The organism is Herbidospora galbida (assembly GCF_005233835.1).
GTDB lineage: Bacteria > Actinomycetota > Actinomycetes > Streptosporangiales > Streptosporangiaceae > Herbidospora > Herbidospora galbida.
Map to the genome: position 1 here is coordinate 102,230 of NZ_SZQA01000027.1, position 20,484 is coordinate 122,713.

The 20,484-nt window shown below is 69.7% G+C and carries 20 protein-coding genes and 2 tRNA genes; 16 read left to right on the plus strand and 6 right to left on the minus strand.

Annotated features, from left to right (window positions below):
* The first annotated feature begins 5 nt into the window (after positions 1-5).
* From FDA94_RS25610 to FDA94_RS25635, 6 genes are all read left to right on the plus strand, one after another.
* Positions 6-2,048 carry an ATP-dependent DNA helicase UvrD2 gene (locus FDA94_RS25610; protein ID WP_137249621.1) on the plus strand — a complete coding sequence of 681 codons (2,043 nt, stop codon included), beginning with the start codon at positions 6-8 and terminating at the stop codon, positions 2,046-2,048.
* Positions 2,045-2,911 (plus strand): acyl-CoA thioesterase, encoded by an 867-nt coding sequence (locus FDA94_RS25615; protein WP_137249622.1) that lies wholly within the window; start codon positions 2,045-2,047, stop codon positions 2,909-2,911. The genes FDA94_RS25610 and FDA94_RS25615 overlap by 4 nt, the downstream gene beginning before the upstream one ends.
* 133 nt (positions 2,912-3,044) lie before the next feature.
* Positions 3,045-3,263: a hypothetical protein gene (locus FDA94_RS25620; protein WP_137249623.1), complete on the plus strand. Its 219-nt coding sequence runs from the start codon at positions 3,045-3,047 to the stop codon at positions 3,261-3,263.
* A 124-nt stretch (positions 3,264-3,387) separates the two neighbouring features.
* On the plus strand, positions 3,388-3,651 hold the full coding sequence (locus FDA94_RS25625; protein WP_030451771.1) for a WhiB family transcriptional regulator: 264 nt from the start codon (positions 3,388-3,390) through the stop codon (positions 3,649-3,651).
* Between the two features lie 52 nt (positions 3,652-3,703).
* Complete coding sequence (locus FDA94_RS25630) at positions 3,704-3,886, plus strand: hypothetical protein (RefSeq protein WP_137249624.1); 183 nt, start codon at positions 3,704-3,706, stop codon at positions 3,884-3,886.
* Between the two features lie 166 nt (positions 3,887-4,052).
* Complete coding sequence (locus tag FDA94_RS25635; protein ID WP_137249625.1) at positions 4,053-4,583, plus strand: DUF4240 domain-containing protein; 531 nt, start codon at positions 4,053-4,055, stop codon at positions 4,581-4,583.
* A gap of 54 nt (positions 4,584-4,637) precedes the next feature.
* Here FDA94_RS25635 and FDA94_RS25640 read toward each other — a convergent pair whose 3' ends face one another.
* Both FDA94_RS25640 and FDA94_RS25645 read right to left on the minus strand, forming a co-directional pair.
* Complete coding sequence (locus FDA94_RS25640) at positions 4,638-5,972, minus strand: ABC1 kinase family protein (RefSeq protein WP_137249626.1); 1,335 nt, start codon at positions 5,970-5,972, stop codon at positions 4,638-4,640.
* Positions 5,969-7,081 carry a ThiF family adenylyltransferase gene (locus tag FDA94_RS25645; RefSeq protein ID WP_137249627.1) on the minus strand — a complete coding sequence of 371 codons (1,113 nt, stop codon included), beginning with the start codon at positions 7,079-7,081 and terminating at the stop codon, positions 5,969-5,971. The genes FDA94_RS25640 and FDA94_RS25645 overlap by 4 nt, the downstream gene beginning before the upstream one ends.
* Before the next feature lie 437 nt (positions 7,082-7,518).
* On the opposite strand from FDA94_RS25645, the gene FDA94_RS25650 reads away from it, so the two are divergent.
* From FDA94_RS25650 to FDA94_RS25665, 4 genes are read left to right on the plus strand one after another with little or no spacing between them, the layout of a single operon-like run.
* The gene (locus FDA94_RS25650) at positions 7,519-8,034 is read left to right on the plus strand and encodes a M48 metallopeptidase family protein (protein ID WP_137249628.1); all 516 of its coding nucleotides are present in this window, start codon (positions 7,519-7,521) and stop codon (positions 8,032-8,034) included.
* Complete coding sequence (locus FDA94_RS25655) at positions 8,028-8,612, plus strand: hypothetical protein (protein WP_137249629.1); 585 nt, start codon at positions 8,028-8,030, stop codon at positions 8,610-8,612. Before FDA94_RS25650 ends, FDA94_RS25655 begins: the two co-directional genes overlap by 7 nt.
* A 41-nt stretch (positions 8,613-8,653) precedes the next feature.
* Positions 8,654-9,034, plus strand: coding sequence for a helix-turn-helix transcriptional regulator (locus FDA94_RS25660; RefSeq protein WP_212735509.1), 381 nt, complete (start codon positions 8,654-8,656; stop codon positions 9,032-9,034).
* A gap of 5 nt (positions 9,035-9,039) precedes the next feature.
* Positions 9,040-9,459, plus strand: a complete 420-nt coding sequence (locus FDA94_RS25665) for a VOC family protein (protein WP_137249631.1) — start codon at positions 9,040-9,042, stop codon at positions 9,457-9,459.
* On the opposite strand, the gene FDA94_RS25670 is transcribed toward FDA94_RS25665, so the two are convergent.
* Genes FDA94_RS25670 through FDA94_RS25680 form a run of 3 tightly spaced genes read right to left on the minus strand, consistent with a single transcriptional unit; the run spans position 9,434 to position 12,241 of the window.
* Positions 9,434-10,441 carry an endonuclease/exonuclease/phosphatase family protein gene (locus FDA94_RS25670; RefSeq protein WP_137249632.1) on the minus strand — a complete coding sequence of 336 codons (1,008 nt, stop codon included), beginning with the start codon at positions 10,439-10,441 and terminating at the stop codon, positions 9,434-9,436. The two genes, FDA94_RS25665 and FDA94_RS25670, sit on opposite strands and share 26 nt — an antisense overlap.
* A gap of 40 nt (positions 10,442-10,481) precedes the next feature.
* Positions 10,482-11,036 carry an NUDIX hydrolase gene (locus FDA94_RS25675; RefSeq protein ID WP_137249633.1) on the minus strand — a complete coding sequence of 185 codons (555 nt, stop codon included), beginning with the start codon at positions 11,034-11,036 and terminating at the stop codon, positions 10,482-10,484.
* On the minus strand, positions 11,033-12,241 hold the full coding sequence (locus FDA94_RS25680) for a zinc-dependent metalloprotease (RefSeq protein ID WP_137249634.1): 1,209 nt from the start codon (positions 12,239-12,241) through the stop codon (positions 11,033-11,035). Before FDA94_RS25680 ends, FDA94_RS25675 begins: the two co-directional genes overlap by 4 nt.
* Positions 12,242-12,374: 133 nt before the next feature.
* Here FDA94_RS25680 and FDA94_RS25685 point away from each other — a divergent pair, with 133 nt between their 5' ends.
* The 6 genes from FDA94_RS25685 to FDA94_RS25710 all read left to right on the plus strand — a co-directional run bounded on the left by FDA94_RS25685 (position 12,375) and on the right by FDA94_RS25710 (position 18,335).
* Positions 12,375-13,445: an NAD-dependent epimerase/dehydratase family protein gene (locus FDA94_RS25685; protein ID WP_232327689.1), complete on the plus strand. Its 1,071-nt coding sequence runs from the start codon at positions 12,375-12,377 to the stop codon at positions 13,443-13,445.
* 9 nt (positions 13,446-13,454) lie between these two features.
* Complete coding sequence (locus FDA94_RS25690) at positions 13,455-13,877, plus strand: molybdenum cofactor biosynthesis protein MoaE (RefSeq protein ID WP_137249635.1); 423 nt, start codon at positions 13,455-13,457, stop codon at positions 13,875-13,877.
* 34 nt (positions 13,878-13,911) lie between these two features.
* Positions 13,912-14,955, plus strand: a complete 1,044-nt coding sequence (locus FDA94_RS25695) for a YlbL family protein (protein WP_137249636.1) — start codon at positions 13,912-13,914, stop codon at positions 14,953-14,955.
* Positions 14,956-15,122: 167 nt separating this feature from the next.
* Entirely contained in the window at positions 15,123-18,044 is a 2,922-nt protein-coding gene (locus tag FDA94_RS25700; protein WP_342778526.1) for a UPF0182 family membrane protein, read from the plus strand.
* A gap of 56 nt (positions 18,045-18,100) precedes the next feature.
* Positions 18,101-18,174: transfer RNA gene (locus FDA94_RS25705), tRNA-Met, on the plus strand.
* Positions 18,175-18,258: 84 nt separating this feature from the next.
* A tRNA-Met gene (locus tag FDA94_RS25710) sits at positions 18,259-18,335 on the plus strand.
* Between the two features lie 1,134 nt (positions 18,336-19,469).
* Here FDA94_RS25710 and FDA94_RS25715 read toward each other — a convergent pair.
* Positions 19,470-19,880 (minus strand): hypothetical protein, encoded by a 411-nt coding sequence (locus FDA94_RS25715; protein ID WP_137249638.1) that lies wholly within the window; start codon positions 19,878-19,880, stop codon positions 19,470-19,472.
* Between the last annotated feature and the right edge of the window lie 604 nt (positions 19,881-20,484).

The window sequence follows — 20,484 nt, forward strand, 5'->3', positions numbered from 1 at the left end:
CGCATTTGGACGTCCTTTCGGGCCTCGATCCCGAACAGCGGGCGGTGGCCGAAACGCTGCGGGGTCCGGTGTGCGTGCTGGCCGGTGCAGGTACCGGCAAGACTCGGGCGATCACCCACAGAATCGCCCATGCCGTACGAACCGGTATCGCCGACGCGCCGAGCGTCCTCGCTGTGACGTTCACCACCCGCGCCGCCGGAGAGCTCCGCCACCGGCTGCGCGAGCTCGGTGCGCCGGGCGTCCAGGCGCGCACCTTCCACGCCGCCGCGCTGCGCCAGCTCACCTACTTCTGGCCGCGCGTCATCGGCGGCGACCCGCCCCAGGTGGTCGAGTCGAAGCTGCCGCTGCTGGTCGAGGCGGCCCGCATGCTGCGCCGCAACCCCGACCGCGCCGAGCTGCGCGACGTCGCCAGCGAGATCGAGTGGGCCAAGGTCACCCAGCACGCGCCCGACGACTACCCGGCCGCCGCCCTGAAGGCCCGCCGCACCCCGCCGATCCCGGCCGAAGACGTCGCCCGCCTCTTCGACCAGTACGAGAAGCTGCGCCGCGCCCGCCACCTGGTCGACTTCGAGACCATCCTCGAACTCACCGCCGCGGTGATGACCGAGCACCGCGAGGTCGCCAACCAGATCCGGTCGCAGTACCGCTACTTCGTGGTCGACGAATACCAAGACGTCAACCCGCTCCAGAAGCTCCTGCTCGACACCTGGCTCGGCGGCCGCGACGACGTGTGCGTCGTCGGCGACCCCAACCAGACGATCTACAGCTTCACCGGCGCCAGCCCCCACTTCCTGACCGGCTTCGGCGTCGAGCACCCCAATGCGGCGGTCGTGAAGCTGGTCCGCGACTACCGCTCGACCCCCGAGGTCGTCACCCTGGCCAACCGGGTGATGGCCCGCAGCCCCCACCGCCTGGAACTCGTCGCCCAGCGCGAGCGGGGCCCCGAACCGGTCTTCACCGAATACGACGACGAGCCCGCCGAGGCGATGGGCGTCGCGCTCCGGGTCAAGAAGCTGATGGCCGACGGCGTCCCGACCAGGGAGATCGCGGTCCTGTTCCGGGTGAACGCCCAGTCGGAGGCCTACGAACAGGCCTTCAGCCAGGCGGGCGTCCCCTATCTGCTGCGCGGCGCGGAGCGCTTCTTCGAGCGTCCCGAGGTCCGCCAGGCCGTCGTGCTGCTGCGCGGGGCCGCGCGCTCGGCCAACGACGAGGAGCCGCTGGCGCCGGCCGTCCACGCGATCCTGGCCGGCATCGGCCTGACCCCCGAACGGCCCGGCGGCGGCGCCGCCCGCGCAAAGTGGGAGTCCCTGAACGCCATCGCCGAACTCGCGGAAGACCTGGCCGCCAAGGGCGGCGACCTGCCCGCGTTCGTCGCCGACCTCGAACGCCGCGCCGCCGAACAGCACGCCCCGCCGGTCGAGGGCGTCACCCTGGCCTCGCTCCACGCCGCCAAGGGCCTCGAATGGGACGCCGTCTTCCTGGTCGGCCTCACCGAGGGCATGCTCCCGATCGTGTACGCCGAGACTCCCGACCAGATCGAGGAGGAACGCCGCCTTCTCTATGTGGGGATCACCCGGGCCCGCGTCCACCTCAACCTGTCGTGGGCGCTGGCCCGCTCCCCGGGCGGCCGCCGGTCGCGCCGCCCGTCGCGCTTCGTGGAGTCCCTGGCCGGCACGCCGGCGACCCAGCCCTCCTATCCGTCCCCGCAGCCCGCCCGCCGGAGCGTCGCCGCCCCCGCGACCTGCCGGGTCTGCACCCGCACGCTGGCCACCGGCCCCGAGCAGAAGCTCGGCCGCTGCGCGACCTGCCCGGCCGAATACGACGAGGCGCTGCTGGAGGAGCTGAAGGCGTGGCGGGCCGAGGCGGCCAAAGAGGCCAAGGTGCCGAGCTACGTCGTCTTCACCGACGTCACCCTGCAGGCCATCGCCGAACGCGCTCCCGCGACCGAGGAGGCCCTCCTTGCGATAGCCGGGATCGGCCGCGTCAAACTGGAGCGATACGGTCAAGCCGTACTCTCCCTCGTCCGAAGCCGTCTGGAGGCCTCGTGAACTCCGCCCTCAAGGAGTTGCTCGACCTGCTCGACCTGGAGCAGATCGAGCTCGACATCTTCCGCGGCCGCAGTCCTGAGGAGCGCATCCAGCGGGTCTTCGGCGGCCAGGTCGCCGCCCAGGCCCTCATGGCGGCGGCCCGTACGGTCGGCGCGGAGCGTCAGGTCCACTCGCTGCACGCCTACTTCATCCGTCCGGGCGACCCGGCCGTCCCGATCGTCTACACGGTCGACCGCGTCCGCGACGGCCGCTCGTTCAGCACCCGCCGCGTGGTCGCCGTCCAGCACGGCAAGGTCATCTTCACCATGTCGGCCTCCTTCCACATCGAGGAGGAGGGCGTCCACCACCAGGCGGCGGTGATGCCCGACGTGCCGAGCCCCGAGAGCCTGGCCCCTCTGCAGGACAGACTGCGCAAGCTCATCGGCGACGACCCCGAGTGGTCGGGCTGGCTGTCGCGCCCCCGCCCGCTCGACGCCCGCTACGTCACCCCGCTGACGTGGGAGGCCAACCGCGACCCGAGCCTGATCGGCCCGGAGAACCAGGTCTGGTTCCGCTACGACGCCGACCTCCCCGACGACCCCCTGCTGCACGTCGTCCTGGCCGCCTACGCCTCCGACTACACGCTCGTCGACACGGTGCTGCTCGCCCACGGCCTGGCGTGGGGCCCGTCGAACATCTCCGGCGCCTCCCTCGACCACGCCATGTGGTTCCACCGCAGGTTCCGCGCCGACGACTGGATCCTGTACGCGCAGGAATCCCCCTGGTCCGGCGGCGCCCGCGGGCTCGCTCAGGGCCAGATGTTCACCGCCTCCGGCGAGCTGGCCGTGTCGGTCGTCCAGGAGTGCCTCATCCGGGTTGGCTGAACCCGGAAAATTTCTATGTAATCGCAGGTTGAAAATGTGTTGCCCACTCGGCAGGTTGCCGTTTAGGGTCATGCACATGCGAGTCGGACGCTACTGTCCGGCCCCCCGAGAAAGTCACCAGGAGGTGAGCCCAGTGCTGAGCATCACGAAGACGACCGCCACGCCGTGGCTCGCCGCCGCACGCCCTGCCACCGATGCCGCCCGTTATGGCTCGCACGCCAAACTGCGCGTCGATGGCGCCTTCGCGCCGAACCAGCTAGTCCGGCGCATGCGTATTGAGCAGACCAGCCACACCACCACCGGTGGAGTGGGGCGTCCGCGTCCTGCCTGGAGTCGACCAGTCACAACCTGACCGGTCAGTCAGCCTCCAGGCCGCGGATCCCCACATCGGATCCGCGGCCTTCTTGTTTTCTCCGGCCCGTATCCCCCCACTGCAGAGGACAACGACCAACCCGATTCACAAAGAGGTGACGCAGATGGCGGCCCCGGTCATGGACCTGATCGAAGCCGAGATCCCCTGTCGTACCGACCCCGACCTCTGGTTCGCCGAGTCTCCCGAAGACGTCGAGTTCGCGAAGGCGCTCTGCGGCGGCTGCCCCATCAGGGAGACCTGCCTGGCCCGGGCCCTCGAGCGTGAGGAGCCCTGGGGCGTCTGGGGCGGCGAGCTGATCCTGCGAGGCACCGTGGTTCCGCGCAAGCGGCCCCGTGGTCGCCCCCGCAAGACCCCGCTCCCGCTCTGACGAACGACCGACAGACAACCCGACCCGAAGACCTGCAGAAAAGAGAAGTCCGATGACCTTCCACACCTCGACCGCCCCACATCTGTTCCAGGAACTGGTAGATGAGCGAATACGAGGGCTCCAGCGGGAAGCCGCGGAGCACCGCCTCGCCAGCCGTGTGGCCAACGCGAACAAAGCCCGCAAGCGGGCCGCCCGCGCCACCGCCGCCCTCCAGGCGGCCCTGTCGAGGCTCTAACGGCCACTTGTAGAAAAAGGCCCGGGTGTACCACTACACACCCGGGCCTTTCTGCGTGCCCGGACCGAGCCGGACCTCCTCGTCACCCGCACGGCCTACGACACCGTCGCCTCCCGATACGGCCAGGACATCGCTCCCCGCGCGCGCCCCCTGGCAGACTCCTCCGGTGAACCGTGACCAGTTCTGGGCCATGATCGACAAGGTGCGCGCCGACCTGCCGCAGCCCGATGAGGAAGAGATCGCGACCGGCGTCACCGACCTGCTGGCGGCCATGCCACTGGCGGACATCCTGGACGCCCAGCAGCTTCTCTGGGACCTGATGGCCGAGTCCTACCGCACCGACCTGTGGGGCGCGGCCTACCTGATCAACGGCGGAGCCTCCGACGACGGCTTCGACTGCTTCCGCGGCTGGCTGATCTGCCAGGGCCGGGCAACCTACGAAGCGGTCGTGGCCGACCCCGACTCGCTCGCCGCCGTCCCCGCCGTGATCACCGCCGCCGCCGAAGGCACGGACCTGTGGGCCGAGGACATCCTCGGCGCCCCCTATGATGCCTACCACCGCCGCACCGGCCAGGACCTTCCACTGGACGCCTGGACGATCGCCTATCCGGACCTGGAAGGGGATTGGGACTTCGAGGACTCGGAGGAGGCCTTCCGCCACCTGCCCCGCCTGGCCGAACTCCTGGAACCTCGGTGAGCCCGGCCTGGCTGAGGGCAGCCATCGTCCGCACGACGAGCGGTGCCACCGGGGTCAGGAGGCGGGCGTCGGTTTCTGGTTGTCGTCGTCGGCGAAGCCGGGGACCCAGGCGAGGACCTCGTCGCGGAAGCGGGCCGTCGTGCCGAGCTGGCACAGGACGCCCACGCCCGCCGCGTGGACCCGGTGGATCAGCACGTAGGTCGCGGGCAGGTTGAGGTGGCGGACCACGTTCGTCGGGCGGAGGTCGGTCGCGCTCGCCGCCTGGGCCTGGAGCCACTCTCGGCTGAAGCTGAACTCCTCGACCTGGGTCGGTTCCACGTAGGGGGCCAGGAACGCCCGCAGGGCCTCGACGTCGATCTCGATGTGCGGGCGGATGAAGCCCTCGGCCCGCAGGCCTTCGACGACCGTGTCGATGTCGCCCTGGTTGAACAGGCGCACCAGGCGGCCGAACACCGGAGGGTAGCCCTCGGGCAGGCGGTTGACCGCGCCGAAGTCGAGCACGCCCAGACGGCCGTCGGGCAGCATGCGGAAGTTGCCGGGGTGCGGGTCGGCGTGCAGCATCCCCACGCGGGCGGGGGAGCTGAACAGGAACCGGGTCAGCAGCAGGCCGGCCCGGTCGCGCTCCTCCTGGCTTCCGTCGGTGATCACCTTCGACAGGGGGGTGCCGTCGATCCATTCGGTCACCAGGACGTGTTCGTTGGCGGCGATCACGTCGGGGACCCGGAAGTCGGGGTCGTCCTTGAAGCCGACCGCGAAGGCGTGCTGCGCCTCGGCCTCCAGGAAGTAGTCGAGCTCCTCGACCACCCGGTCTTTCAGCTCCGCCAGCACGGCCTTGACGTCGAGGCCCGGCAGCAGCGCCCCGAACAGCTTGCCCAGCCTCGCGAGCTGGTTGAAGTCGGAGATCAGCGCCTTGCCGGCCCCGGGATACTGGATCTTCACGGCGACCTCGCGGCCGTCGTGCCAGACCGCGCGGTGGACCTGCCCGATCGAGGCGGCGGCGGCCGGCCGGTCGTCGAAGGACAGGAAGTTCTCCCGCCAGTCGTCGCCCAGCTCTTCGGCGAGCACCCGGTGCACCGTCGCGGCGGGCAGCGGGGGCGCGGCGTCCTGAAGTTTCGTCAAAGTGGCCCGGTAGGGTCCGGCGATCTCGCTCGGCAGCGCCGCCTCGAAGATCGACAACGCCTGGCCGAGCTTCATCGCCCCGCCCTTGAGCTCACCGAGGATCTTGAAAATCTGCGCCGCAGTACGGTCCTGGATCTCCTGGGCGACGATTTCCGCGGACTTCCCGCCGATCCGTTTCCCCAGGCCGAGAGCGGTGCGCCCGGCGAACCCCAGGGGCAGGGCCGCCAGTTTCGCCGAGCGCGTCACGGCGTTGCGCGGAAGGTCACTCACGCGACCATTGTTAGCCCAGCCTGGTCGTTTCGACTACAACGGCATCGGGGATGACGCGGCCAGACCCGGCGCCGCCACTGTAAATCAGGCAGGATCTCGGCCGTTCCGACGGCGTCGACCCCACGTCTGTCGAGGAATGCGAGCACCTGCCCGGCCGCCTGACCCGCGACCAGACCCGACGTGATGGTGTCGCATCCCGACTGCCCCCTGATGGCGGCCCGGACCGACGGCCAGCCCGGATCCCGATCCCGCCGGGTCAGTTCGATGCACCCCAGGCACGGCGACTGCCCCGGCACGACCATCGGCCCGACCGCCCCGCACCCCTCGGCGCACGTGGCGAGCAGATGGGGGATGCCCAGCGTGGTCAGATCGTGGGCCAGCAGCGGATCGGGCGCTCCGACGGGCGCCAGCACGACCAGGTCGGGCGCGGCCGCGCCGTCCATGAGACCGGCGGCGGCCCGACCCGCCCAGGCCGTGACGCTCGGCGCGACCGCGGCGGCCACCGCCACCGCGCCCTCCTCGCGGGGCTTTCCCACGTGCTCCCAGCCGAGCCCGCCGGGCACGACGTCTTCGGCCCGCGCGCCCTCGGGATCGACCACGCAGATCCGCCCGACCCCGGCCGCCGCCAGCAGCGCGGCCACACGGGCCCCTATGCGCCCGGCACCGTAAATCCGGACATAAGACCTCTGTCTGGCCGCGAAGGCCTGCAGGCCTCCGTCCAGGGCCGGAGGAGGGGACTTCTGCCCGGAGGCGCTCTCGGGGAGTTCGTAGACGGTGGGCGGCAGCGACAGCGCCTCCAGGTCGGGCCGGAACCGGTCGCGCTCGTCGCGGCTGAGCGTGGTCAGCGGGGCCGGCCCGGAGACGTCGTCGAGCAGCCCGCGCCCGGCGAGGAGCTCGATGATCCGGACGGCGATCGTCTCGTCGACCCGGGAGTCGGTGATGGCCTGCGCCAGCGTCCTGGTGCCGTCGAGACTCCCCACGAAGCGCCGCCCCCGCTCGTCGAGGCCGGTCAGCAGCACGGCCCGCGCGGGGTGCAGCCCGAACTGCAGCGTCTCCTCGTCGCGCGTCGCGACTCCGACGGCGGGCTTCACCCGCGGCCGGCTGGACATACCCAAGGGTTGTGTCATGGCCCGGAAACTGTCACACCGCGCCCGCCGCCCGAGCCGCTTTCCCACTGCCTGTGGATAACCCCGCACGGCTCATCGGGCCGAGAAAGATCAATCAAGCGAAGCGCCATTGCTCAGTCGCGCATTCCGCTCTCACGGACACCCCGTCCATATGATCACTCCGGCGCCTCTGCCGCAGGTCAGGTCCACTGTGATCCGCTCCAGCAGGTTTTACTTTTACGCCGCCGCCCATATCCATTCGTTGCCCCGCAATCCCGGAAACCTGCCGCACATCGGCCTTCCCGGGCGCTCTCACCAGCCCGTCTCCGGGCGACAACTGGGGCGGGTGTTCCGGTTTAACATGCGGGAAACGTTGATTGACCAGCGGGAACGTCAGTGACCCCCTGTGGAATTCCGCGCGTGTCGAGTACCGTGCATATGTGCCCCCCGAGACAGTCGAGGTTCGTCGGAGCGCACGACGGCGGCGAACCGTTTCCGCGTACCGCGATGGAGACAAGACCATCGTGCTGCTGCCTGCCGGTCTGAGCACGACCGACGAGGAGCAGTGGGTACGTCGCATGCTCGAACGCCTGGCGGCGAAGGAGCAGCGTAAAAGACCCAGCGACGACGACCTGCTCGATCGCGCCCGGGAACTGTCGGCCCGCTACCTCGACGGACGGGCCGCGCCATCGAGTGTGCGCTGGGTCGAGAACCAGAACCATCGATGGGGGTCATGCACTCCAGATCATGGCACGATCCGATTGTCGGGCAGACTCCGGGGCATGCCCGCGTGGGTCGTAGACTACGTGATCATGCATGAGCTGGTGCACCTGCTGGTGCCGAGCCACGGCCCCCGCTTCTGGGCGCTGGTCGAACGTTACCCCAAGGCCGAACGCGCACGCGGTTTCCTGGAGGGATTCTCCATGGCCGCGAGCGGCACCCCGGAGGAATGTTGACCGAACGGCTGGTGGCCGTCCTGGTGACCCCGTCGTGCGGTGACGCCGCGCCACCGGGAGTCGGCCGTGACGAGTTCCTTCGCGCCGTGGCCGAGGACACGTACGAGATGGTCGCGGGCCTCGACCTGGTGACCCCCGTGATCCTAGCGGTTGGAGTCACAGGTTTGGAGGAGATCGCCTGGCCGGGCACGCCGGTGATCTCCATCGACTCCGTCGGCCAGGCCTTCGCCGCGCTGCCCCCGGCCGACCAGGCCGTGGTGGTCTGCGGCGACGCGCCCGACCTGCCGCCGCTGCTGATCGGGAAGCTCTTCCGCGAGCTCGGCCGCGCCGAGATCGCCGTCTGCCCGGCCGACAACGGGGGAGCGGTCGCGGTGGCCGCCCACCTGCCGTTCCCCGAGTGGGCGACCCTCGACGTCGACCACCCCGAGGTCGTGAAGGCGCTGCGCGCGCAGGCCCCCGGGCCCCGCAAGGTCGCCACCGGGCCGGGCTGGCACCGCCTGCGCACGCCCGACGACCTCGCCCGCCTCGACCCGGGCCTGGAAGGGTGGGACTCCACCAGGGCGTTGGTGCTGGCGTGAACCGCGACGACCTCGTCCGGCTGCGGAAGGTCCGCGACATGATGGACCGCGACTACGCCAGCCCCCTCGACGTGCCCGCCCTGGCCCGGGCCGCCCTCATGTCTCCCGGCCACTTCTCGCGCAGCTTCCGGGCGGCCTACGGCGAGACGCCCTACAGCTACCTCATGACCCGCCGGATCGAGCGCGCCAAGGCGCTGCTCCGCAACGGCGGCATGTCCGTCACCGACGTCTGCTTCGCGGTCGGCTGTACGTCGCTCGGCTCCTTCAGCTCCCGGTTCACCGAGCTGGTCGGAGAGAGCCCCACCGCCTACCGCGCCCGCTCCCACGACGAGGCCGCCGCCATCCCCGCCTGCATCGCGAAGATCCACACCAGACCGGTCAGGAACGGAGAAGCCAACGCCGCCGGTCGCCCTCTAGCGTGAGAAGCATGGACATCAAACTGCACACGTGCTTCATCGCCGTGGACGACCACGACACCGCGCTCGCCTTCTACCGCGACGTGCTCGGCATGGAGGTCCGCAACGACGTCTCCTACGAGGGCATGCGCTGGGTGACCGTCGGCTCCCCGTCGCAGCCCGACGTGGAGATCGTGCTCGAACCGCCGCTGGCCGACCCCAACGCCTCGGCGGAAGACAAGGAGACCATGTCGGAGCTGCTGGCCAAGGGCCTGCTGCGCGGCCTGATCTTCTCCACCGACGACTGCGACGCCACCTTCGAGAAGATCGCCGAAGCGGGCGCCGAAGTCCTCCAGGAGCCGATCGACCAGTTCTACGGCGTCCGCGACTGCGCCTTCCGCGACCCGTCGGGCAACCTGCTGCGGTTCAACCAACCGCTGAAGGAAGCCTGAGCACGGTGAAGAGCGCCCGGTGGTCGGTGCCGGCCACGTCGTGGACGCTCGCGTGCCCGACCGCCACCCGGGGGTCGACCAGCACGTGGTCGATGGTGATGAAGGGCGGCAGCCGCCGTTCGGCCGGCCAGGTCGTGATCAGGCCCTTGCCCGTCGCGTCGGCGGCGTCGACCCACCCGTGACCCAGCACCGCGCGGAACTCCGCGTGGTCGAAGGTGGCGTTGTAGTCGCCCGCCAGGATCCGGATAGTGCCGGCCTCGGGCCGGGGCAGCGACCGCAGGCCGTCGCGCCACAGCGCCATGTCGCGCCCCAGCGGCGCCACCGTGTGCACGTCGACCAGCTCGACCGGCGGACCGCCGGGAACCTCGATCTTCGCGTACGGCATCCGGTGCCCCTCCCCGGGCGCGAAGGGCGCCAGCGGGGTCAGCGGGAACCGCGAGTAGACGCCCGACCCCGAGGCGCTCCAGTGGGGCTCCAGATGGTCGTACGGCAGCAGGGATCCCAGCCCCGCCGCGGCGAGCCCCTCGACGGCCCGGGGGCTCAGCTCCTGCACCGAGATCACATCGGGGCGCGCGGAACGTACAAGAGCCATCAGGGAACCGACGTCGGCGCGCCCGAAGCGCATGTTGACCGACAGCACCCGCAACGACGGCCCGTCGGCCGAGGGCTGCGCCGAGGGCAGCGCCCGAGGCAGCACCACGAACGACAGCGCGACGACCGACGCCAGCGAGAGCACGGCGGCCCACCGGGCCCGGCTCAGCACCGCGACCAGGACGGCCACGACCGCCCCGAGAACCGCGTAGGGCGTGCCCGTGGACAGGAGCGTCCCGAACCCGGTGAACTCGATCCCGGTCAGCCGGAAGACCGCCCAGACCACGCTGATCCCGGCCACCAGCCAGGCGAACGCCCGCCGCTTTCGCCCCGATGAAGCGGCGGGTGAGCGGATCTCCCCACCGACCTCGACGCCTACCTGTGTGTCCACCCCGGCCACACTAACCAGCGTCGCGCAGGGCAGGGGTAAGTCAGTTGTGAAGATCGTGTGCGAGCATCGCGCGGGCTCTGCGCGCGAGCCGCCGGGTGGCCATGTCGCTCGGCTCCGGGATCGCGTCGACCGGGAACCAGTCGAGCGCGAGCGACTCGTCGCTGATCACGAACTCGGCCCCGGCCGGGGCCACCGCGCCGAACTCCACATCCAGGTGCCAGCACTGCGGCGGATGGCACCAGACCTCGTGGCGGTCGAGCGCCAGCGGACCGGGCAGCAGGGTCAGGCCCGGGATGCCCGACTCCTCGACCGCCTCCCGCAGCGCCACCTCGGGCAGCGTGCGGTCGCCCGGCTCGCAGTGGCCGCCCATCGGGAGCCACATCTTCGCCTTGTTATGGAAGGTCAGCAGCACGTGCGCGCCGTCGTGGGACAGCACCGCCGTCGTGGCGGTCAGATGCCCCGGTACGCACTCACGCCACACGCCGTTCTCGTGCTCGGCCAGATGATCGAGGAACTGCTGACGGAGCGTCTCTTCCTGCGGGGTCGGGCCGGTCCAGGCGGCGAGCAGCGCCGTGGCTTCGTCGCGCAGGGTCACTTGTCTTCGTCGTTGTTCTCTTCGAGGAACTTCAGCAGGCCGAGGTCGAAGTCTTCCTTGCCGGCCACGAACGTCTCGGGGCTGTCGAGGTCGTCGGCGTTCGGCATGAGGTCGGGGTGGCCCCACACGGCGTCGCGCTCGTCGACGCCGCGCGCGTCGCCCAGCGCCTTCCACAGCGCCGCCGCCTCGCGCAGCCGCCGGGGCCGCAGCTCCAGGCCGACCAGCGTGGAGAAGGTGAGCTCGGCGGGACCGCCGGAGGCCCGGCGGCGCCGGACCGTCTCGGCCAGCGCGCCCGAAGAGGGCAGCTTGCCCGAGGCCGCCGCGTCGACGACCGTGGCGACCCAGCCTTCGACCAGCGCGAGCGTGGTCTCGAGGCGGGCCAGGGCGGCCTTCTGCCGCTCGGTCTCGGCGGGCTTGAGCAGGTCGCCGCCCGAAAGGATCTCCTGCAGCCGCGACGGGTCGTTGATGTCGAGCCCCTGGAGCTTCTCCTGCAGGGCCGAGACGTCGACGGTGATGCCGCGGGCGTATTCCTCGATCGCCCCGAGCAGGTGTGACTTCAGCCACGGCACGTGCTGGAACAGCCGGTGGTGGGCCGCCTCGCGCAGCGCCAGGTAGAGCCGGATCTCCTCGGCGGGCAGTTCGAGCCCCTGGCTGAACGCCGCGATCCCGCCGGGCAGCAGCGCGGCGGTGTCGGACAGCGGCAGGCCGATGTCGCTGGTGCCGATGACCTCACGGGCGAGGGTGCCGAGGGCCTGGCCGATCTGCTGGCCGACCATCATGCCGCCCATCTGCTTCAGCATGCCCATCAGCGGCCCCGCCATGGCCTGCGCCTCGGCCGGGAGCCCGGCGGCGCCGAGGCTGCCGCCCATGGTCTCGACCATCTTGGCGGCCACCGGGTCGCACAGCTGGCCCCAGATCGGAGCGGTCTTCTCGATCCACTCGGACCGGCTCCACGCCTGCGGGTTCGACACGCCGCTCGGCAACGACGTGGCTTCGTTGAGCCACAGGTCGGCCAGGTTCAGCGCGTCGACGACCTGACGTCTCTCTCCCTCCATCACGCTGGGATCACCGCCGTCGGCGACCACCGCGTGGCGGGCGATGTTCTTCGCCATCTCCCAGTTCACCGGGCCGGAGCCGGGTGGGGCCGAGAGCATGTCGGCGAACTGGCGCATCGCCTGCGCCATCTGCTCGGGGTTGCCGAACATGGCGAACGGGTTCTCGTTAGGATCGTTTTCGCGACCTGGCAGGTCAGTCACCGCGCCACCTCGTGCAGGATGGAGGAGTCCACATCCGCCACGTTATCCGTCGTGGGGCGTGTCAGCGCAAAGTGAGGACCGCGTGCCAGTCTCGAAACGCCATCGTCCGCCCGTCGTCGCCGTCACCGGCGCGGCCTCGGGAGTAGGCAGGGCGTTCCTGTCGAAAGTCGCCTCGTCTGCGGATTTCCGCCGTGTGGTGGCGATCGACGCGCAACGCGGCGACGTCACCGACGTGACCTGGCGGGTGCTCGACATCCGCGATCCGCTCTTGGCGAACCGGATCTCCGACGTCGACGTGCTGGTCCATCTGGCGGGCGACTTCTCGCTCGACGGCGACCCCGCCGAACGCCGGGCCTACAACCTGCGGGCCGCCCAGACCGTTCTCACCGCCTCGGCCGCCGCCCGGGTGCGCCGGGTGGTGCTGGTCACGAGTGCGATGGTGTACGGCGCCGACGCCGACAACCCCGTGCCGCTGCCCGAAGACGCCCCCGTGGCGGCCGAACCCGACACCGGCGTCGTCGGCGACCACCTCGAGATCGAGTCGCTGGTCCGCCGCTCGCTGCGGGCCCACCCCGGCCTGGAGGTCGTGGTCCTGCGCCCGGCCGCCCTGGTCGGGCCCGAGGTCGACACCGTGGTCACCCGCCACTTCGAGGCCCCCCGCCTGCTCGTCGTCAAGGGCTGCCTGCCCCGCTGGCAGTTCTGCCACGTCGACGACCTCGTCTCGGCCCTCGAACTGGCCGCGCTCGGCCACGTCAACGGCGTGGTCGCGGTGGGCTCCGAGGGCTGGCTGGAGATGGAGCAGGTCGAGGAGGTCTCCGGCGTACGCCGCTTCGAGCTTCCGGCCGGCCTGACCTTCTCCACCGCCCAGCGCCTCCACCGCCTGGGCATCACCCCGGCCCCGGCCACCGACCTCCACTACGTCGTCTACCCCTGGGTCGTCGACTGCGCGACCCTGCGGGCCGCGGGCTGGAAGCCGGCCTGGACGAACGAGGCCGCCCTCCGCGAGCTGATGACCTACCGCGAGGGCAAGCACGCCGTCGTCGGCCGCCGCCTGTCCGGCAAGGACGCCACCCTGACCGCCGCCGGCGCCACCGTCGCCGTGATCGGCACGGCGGCGATCGTGCGCGCGGCCCGGCGGAAGAAGAAGATTTAGACTCGTCGGGTGGACGTCATCCGCCTCCTGGCCATCCGCGAGACCCCGCTCTCCGTCGACGAGGTGGTCGCCGCCGTCGGCGACCACGCGGCCGGGGGCACCACGCTCTTCATCGGCACCGTCCGCGACCTCGACGAGGGCCGTGGCGTCGACTTGCTGTCCTACTCGGCCCACCCGAGCGCCGAAGCCGAGCTCCGGCGGGTGGCCGAGAAGGTGGCCGCCGACTTCCCGGTTACCGCGCTGGCGGCCGTCCACCGGGTCGGCGACCTGGAGCTCGGCGACATCGCGGTGATCGTCGCGGTGGCCTGCCCCCACCGGGGCGAGGCGTTCGCCGCGTCGCGCAGGCTGATCGACGACCTCAAGCACGAGGTGCCGATCTGGAAGAACCAGCGCTTCACCGACGGATCTGCCGAGTGGGTCGGCGCCTGTTAGCCGCTCCTTATCGGCGAGCCCTTAGAGTTCTGGCATGTCCCGACGTGCCCTCACCCTGCTCGTGGCGGGTTTCCTCACACTCGCGCTGGCTGTGGGCGGCGCGATGCTCCCCGTCCCCTACGTCGTGCTGTCACCCGGCCCGACCGAGAACACGATCGGCGACGTGAAGGGCAAGCCGGTGATCACCGTCACCGGCCACGAGACCTATCCCACGACCGGCATGCTCAGCATGGTCACCGTCGCCTACCAGGGCGGCCCCGGCAACCGCATCGGCCTGCTGACCGCGCTGCGCGGCTGGCTCGACGACACCATCGCGGTCGTGCCGGAAGAGACGATCTTCCCCAGGGAGCAGACCGTCGAAGAGGTCGAAGAGGAGAACACCGCCGAGATGGCGACCTCCCAGGAGACCTCCACCGCCGCCGCCCTGCGCGAACTCAAGATCGCCTACCAGAACGTGGTCGAGGTCGCCAGCACCGACAAGGGCTCCCCGGCCGAGGGCAAGCTGCTGCCCGGCGACATCATCACCTCCGTCGACGGAACCCCGGCCACCGGCATGGAGGCCGTCGCCGCCGCCGTACGCAAGCACACCCCCGGCGACGACGTCACCTTCGGCGTCGACCGCAAGGGGGCCAAGCAGGACGTGACGGTCAAGACCGTGAAGGGTCCCGACGGCCAGGCGATCGTCGGCGTCCGCATGGGGATGTCCTACAAGTTCCCCTTCGCCGTCAACATCAGCGTCGGCGACGTCGGCGGCCCGAGCGCGGGCCTGATGTTCTCCCTGGGCATCTACGACAAGCTCACCCCCGGCCCGCTCACCGGCGGCAAGGCCATCGCCGGCACCGGCACGATGGACGGCGAGGGCAACGTCGGCGCCATCGGCGGCATCGAGCAGAAGATGGTCGGCGCCAAGAAGGCCGGCGCGACGATCTTCCTGACGCCCTCGGCGAACTGCCCTGCCGCCGCGGCGGCCGTGCCCGCCGGATTGCGCCTGGTCAAGGTCGACACACTGAACGGCGCCATCAAGGCGATCGACGCGATTCGGACCGGATCGGGATCGGTCCCCGCCTGCACTTCCTGAACACTTTCCTGAGAGGTTTCCGGAAGCGCAGCACTGCCGAACGCGGTGTAGGTTGCCAGGCACAGACCGTTTGTGCTTTTGACCAAAGGGGTTTGGCGTTGAGCTTCCGGAGCCCCGGAGCCGGTCGGGCGATGCGCGTGCCCCGCCGGCCCCGCCTGCTCATTCCCGTGGGAATCGCGATCGTCGCGCTCGTGATCGTCCTCTACATCTTCGCCGGTTTCTACACCGACTATCTCTGGTACGACTCGGTCGGCTTCAGCTCGGTCTTCTCGACCATGCTGATCACCCAGGTCCTGTTGTTCGTCGTCGGCGCCGCCCTCATGGTCGGCATCGTCGGCGGCAACATGGCGCTGGCGTTCCGAGTCCGTCCCATGTTCGGTCCCGGCATGTTCGGCAACGCCCAGGGGGCCGACCGTTACCGGCTGGCCATCGACCCGCACCGGAAGGTCATCTTCCTGATCGGGATGGCGGTTCTGGCGCTGTTCGCGGGGTCGTCCACCTCAGGGCAGTGGAAGACCTGGATGGAGTTCGCGAACGCCACGCCGGTCGGCAAGGTCGACGCCGAGTTCGGGATCGACCTGTCGTTCTTCATGTTCACCTTCCCGTTCCTGCGGATGGTGCTGAACTTCCTGTTCATCGCGGTCGTCCTGTCGGCGATCGCGGCGGCGCTCGTCCACTACCTGTACGGCGGCTTCCGCATCCAGACCCCCGGCGGTGTCCACGCCTCGCGCGGCGCGCGGGCCCACCTGTCGGTGCTGGTGGGCGTGTTCGTGCTGCTGAAGGCGGTGGCCTACTGGCTCGACCGGTTCGGGCTGGTCTTCTCCGACCGGGGCAAGGTCTACGGCGCGTCGTTCACCGACGTCAACGCGGTGCTCCCGGCCAAGACCATCCTCGCGTTCATCGCGCTCATCTGCGCCGCGCTGTTCTTCGCGGGGGTCGTCCGCTCGGGCGGCATGCTGCCCGGCGTGGCCCTCGGCCTGCTCGTGCTGTCGGCGGTCCTGATCGGCGGCGTCTACCCGGCGCTCGTCGAGCAGTTCCAGGTCAAGCCGAACCAGCAGGCCAAGGAGCGCGACTACATCGACCGCAACATCAAGGCGACGAGAGCCGCCTACGGGGTCGACAACGCGACGGTCAGGCAATACGGCGCCGAGACCGAGGCCAAGCCCGAGGTGCTCCAGGCCGAGTCGTCGGCCATCCCCGGCCTGCGCCTGCTCGACCCGACCGTGCTCAGCCCGACCTACCAGCAGCTGCAGCAGATCCGCGGCTACTACCAGTTCCCCGAGCAGCTCGACATCGACCGCTACAAGAACCCGGCCACCGGCAAGGTCCAGGACACGGTCGTGGCGGTCCGCGAGATGGGCGCCCCGCCCGCCGCGCAGAGCAACTGGATCAACGACCACCTCGTCTACACGCACGGTTTCGGCTTCGTGGCCGCGCCCGGCAGCGCGGTCGACGGCGGCGGCGTGCCCAGCTTCAACGAGAAGGACATCCCGCCGACCCAGGCCCTCGGCAAGTACGAGCCCCGGATCTACTTCGGCGAGAACTCGCCCGACTACTCGATCGTCGGCGGCACGCAGGGCAGCAACCCGGTCGAGCTCGACTACCCCGAGCAGAGCACCAGCGGCCAGAAGAACAACACCTACGCCGGCAACGGCGGCGTCCCGATCGGCGGGATGTTCACCCGGTTCCTCTACGCCCTCAAGTACGGCGAGACGAACCTGCTGCTGAACTCCAGCATCAACGCCGACTCGAAGATCATGTACATCCGTAAGCCGATCGAGCGCATCCAGGCGGTCGCCCCGTTCCTGACGCTCGACCGCGACCCCTACCCGGCCATCGTCGACGGCCGGATCAAGTGGATCGTGGACGCCTACACCACGTCCGACGCCTACCCCTACTCCGAGCCCCACAGCCTGGAGAGCCTCACGACCGACGTGACCTCCTCGCTCCAGCCCGGCGTGCCGCAGGTGCCGCGCGACAACATCAACTACATCCGCAACTCGGTGAAGGCCACGGTCGACGCCTACGACGGCACGGTGACCCTCTACGCGTGGGACGACACCGACCCGGTGCTGAAGACGTGGCAGAAGGCCTTCGGCACCATCGTCAAGCCGGCGTCGGACATCTCGCCCGAGCTCCGTGAGCACCTGCGCTACCCGGCCGACCTGTTCAAGGCCCAGCGCGAGATCCTCACGCAGTACCACGTGACCAACCCCGACTCCTTCTTCGGCGGCCAGGACTTCTGGAAGGTCCCGGAAGACCCGGCGACCAAGAAGAGCAAGCAGCCGCCCTACTACGTGACCATGAAGATGCCGGGCGTCACCCAGGAGAAGTTCTCCCTGACGACCACGTTCGTCCCGAACAACCGGCAGAACATGGCCGCGTTCATGGCGGTCGACGCCACGGCCGACGCGAAGAACGCGAAGCTGGAGATCCTCCAGCTGCCGAGCACGACGACGATTCAGGGTCCGCCCCAGGCGCAGAACACGTTCCTGACCGACCCGACCGTCTCCGCCCAGCTCAACATCCTGAGAGGCAGCGGCGGCGCGACGGACGTCATCTTCGGCAACCTGCTGACCCTCCCGTTCGGCGGCGGCCTGCTCTACGTGGAGCCGGTCTACATCCAGCCGAAGGACGAGGCGGCCGGCCGTTTCCCGACCCTGCAGAAGGTCCTGGTCCTCTACGGTCAGCGCGTCGGCTTCGGCGACGACCTGGAGACCGCGCTGAAGCAGGTCTTCGGCGAGGCGGGCACCACCCAACCGGCCGAGCAGAACGAGGAACAGACCCAGCCGACGCAGAACGAGCAGGCTGAGACGCCGGCGCAGCAGGCCACGGTCTCCACGGCGCTGGGCAAGGCGCAGAAGGCCTACGAGGACGCCCAGGCGGCCCTGTCGGCCAACCCGCCCAACTGGCAGGCCTACGGCACCGCTCAGGCCGCCCTGAAGGCCGCCCTCGACGAGCTGGCCGCCGCCCAGAAGGCGGCGACCGACCCGGCCCCGTCACCCAGCCCGTCAGCGACCCCGGCAGCGTCGGGATCGGCGACCCCGACACCCACGCCGACACCGTCGACACCACCGCAAGCGCCCTGATCCGAGCATTCAATTTGCCGCATCACCCCGCGCCGGATAGTCTTAAGACACACCGACGCGGGGTGGAGCAGCTCGGTAGCTCGCTGGGCTCATAACCCAGAGGTCGCAGGTTCAAATCCTGTCCCCGCTACTCTGTCGAAAGGCCCGGAGATCACTCTCCGGGCCTTTTGATTTGCGCTACTCGACGTTCATGGATAGTGTTCTTACATACCGACGCGGGGTGGAGCAGCTCGGTAGCTCGCTGGGCTCATAACCCAGAGGTCGCAGGTTCAAATCCTGTCCCCGCTACCAAGAAAGTGGCCCGGTTCCAGATCTGGAACCGGGCCACTTTGCTTTTCTCTCGGGTACGAGCCGGCGTTTTCCCGGGCAAATGATCTGATGCCGAATTTCTGGGGCTGGTTCTGGCTGGTCAAATCGGGAATTCGCGGTATTTCTGTGATGGCGGGGCCTGGGGAGTGGGCGTCATCTCGGCCGACTCTCTGTAGTGATCGCATGCCTCTCGACGTCCATCCGGATCCGGCACCTCGACCTGCGGAGGCTGCGCAGCTCAGCTGAGGCGACGTCAGGGAGTGGCTACCTGGTTGGTTCGCGACCGACGCGTCGAACTCGACGGGCTGAGGTTCCGAGCTTCGACCGTGTCGTGGGCTGCTTCGCCGAGCCGGGCAGCCGTTGCCGACGGGCTTCACCCGGTGTCTACGTGGTCGTTGGGCGCCCAGCTCCCGGATGCAGCGGTGATGCCCACCCCCACGCGGCCCTCGGTGACAGGCCCCTCATCAGCCGACCGGTCCTTCGGCGATGGTTTTCGGAATGCAGCGTGTGCCGGTGAGAAGTTCGCTGCGCTGATGGTTCGGTGGCGGGGGTCTTGGTGTGCAGGGCGTTCACCGCGCGATGGTCGCCGCGCCGATGGTTCGGTGACGTGGTCTCGGTATGCGGGGTGCTCAGGGCGTCAGGTTCGCTGCGCCGATGGTCTGGCGACGGGAGCACGGTAAGCAGCGTGTTCTGCCGCGTCATCGTCAGTGCGCCAATGGCCCGGGCGACCGGATTTCTGGGCGGCACGTGGAGAGTCGGATTGCCGGAGGTGGCTCGTGGCGGTGCGATTCGGGAGCGGCCGATTGCCGCCGATCGCCGGCCTGGCCGGGGGCGGCGGGGGTGTCGGGTGGGCGGGAGCCGTAACGGCAAGAAGGCTTGTCGGTCTTTCGGGGGCATGGCTGTGGGGCCTGATTCCGACCCCCGGAATCAGGCCCCGTTCCCCCTTGGTGGTGCTTGGGTGGCCCGGTTCCGATGGGGTCGGAACCGGGCCCGGCCGTACCCCGGGTGTGGGTGTGGGGTGCGGGCCATCGGCGGAGGGCGGTCGCGGGGGTGGCAGCCCCTGGTGCGGTCGCCTTCCGCGTTATGCCGCGGTGGCTTCGAGCGCTACGGCTGTGGTCAGTGCGGCAGGCTGCGGTGCACGCTCACGCAACGGCGCAGCCGGCTGCTCGCCGGGCCCATGCGCCGGGGCTCGCGGGCCGGCTGGTCGAGCGCGGCGACCAGCGCCTGGGCGGTCTTGGCGTCGGCCAGTACCCGGGCGGCCTCCTCGCCCACGGGCAGCTGGCCGTTCTTGGCCAGCTCGTGCTCAAGGAAGGTCAGTGGCTCGGGGTCGCCCGCCGCGTTGGCGGCGACCGTCGCGCGACTGGCCGTCAGGAGGGCGAGGTAGTAGTTGCGCAGGGACGCCTCTCGCAAGCGCGCCTGCTCCAGGTCGTCGAGCAGCTCCCGGGCGATCCGGAGAAGATCGCCGGCGTGCCCGGCCTCGGCCGTGATGTGGGCGCGGATGTCGTCGAACTCCGACCGCTGCGTCATGATGGCCACCTCCACGGCGGGGGTCCAGACGCCGGGTTGGCGCCGGGTGACTCCCGCATCTCATTCGTATCCCGCCCTGATTGCGGTCGGCTTGACATCGGCTTGCCCTCACCGAGGTCATGCGACCGCGCTCGAACCGGGTGCTACTTAGATGCGCGAGTGACCAGGTTGGTTGTCAGGCCACGGCAGTCGTTTGTGGCGTGAGTGGTCGAGGGAACTGTTAGTCTTCTCGTGTCGGCCTGATCCGGCGAAACCCCATCCACTCGCCTCACGGCGGATCTGGCATGGGCTGCTTCATCCCCTGAACTCCACGTTCGCGCGGCTGGTTCGCCTTCCGCTCCGATCGCTGGTAAGTTAGAGGGGTTGCTCTCAAACGGGAGCAGCCGAATTCCTCTCGGGTTCGGATCCAGAAGTCAAATCGCTCGGTTTGACACTAACTGGGGCCACTGAGAAGATAAAGGCACAGAGCAAGACAAAAAAGCAAGTCCGTTTCTTGAGAACTCAACAGTGTGCTAAAAGCCAGTGCATGATGCACAACCCCGTCTATTAGACGGATTCCTTTGGTTGACATTATGTCAGCCGGGAAAATTCTCTGAAGACATCT

Coding starts and splice junctions, on each gene's coding strand:
- FDA94_RS25625 (WP_030451771.1), top strand. CDS start 3,388: ATGGCGGCCCCGGTCATGGACCTGATCGAAGCCGAGATCCCCTGTCGT.
- FDA94_RS25680 (WP_137249634.1), bottom strand. CDS start 12,241: ATGTTCGGCAACCCCGAGCAGATGGCGCAGGCGATGCGCCAGTTCGCC.
- FDA94_RS25630 (WP_137249624.1), top strand. CDS start 3,704: ATGACCTTCCACACCTCGACCGCCCCACATCTGTTCCAGGAACTGGTA.
- FDA94_RS25715 (WP_137249638.1), bottom strand. CDS start 19,880: ATGACGCAGCGGTCGGAGTTCGACGACATCCGCGCCCACATCACGGCC.
- FDA94_RS25660 (WP_212735509.1), top strand. CDS start 8,654: ATGGACCGCGACTACGCCAGCCCCCTCGACGTGCCCGCCCTGGCCCGG.
- FDA94_RS25655 (WP_137249629.1), top strand. CDS start 8,028: ATGTTGACCGAACGGCTGGTGGCCGTCCTGGTGACCCCGTCGTGCGGT.
- FDA94_RS25695 (WP_137249636.1), top strand. CDS start 13,912: ATGTCCCGACGTGCCCTCACCCTGCTCGTGGCGGGTTTCCTCACACTC.
- FDA94_RS25645 (WP_137249627.1), bottom strand. CDS start 7,081: ATGTCCAGCCGGCCGCGGGTGAAGCCCGCCGTCGGAGTCGCGACGCGC.
- FDA94_RS25665 (WP_137249631.1), top strand. CDS start 9,040: ATGGACATCAAACTGCACACGTGCTTCATCGCCGTGGACGACCACGAC.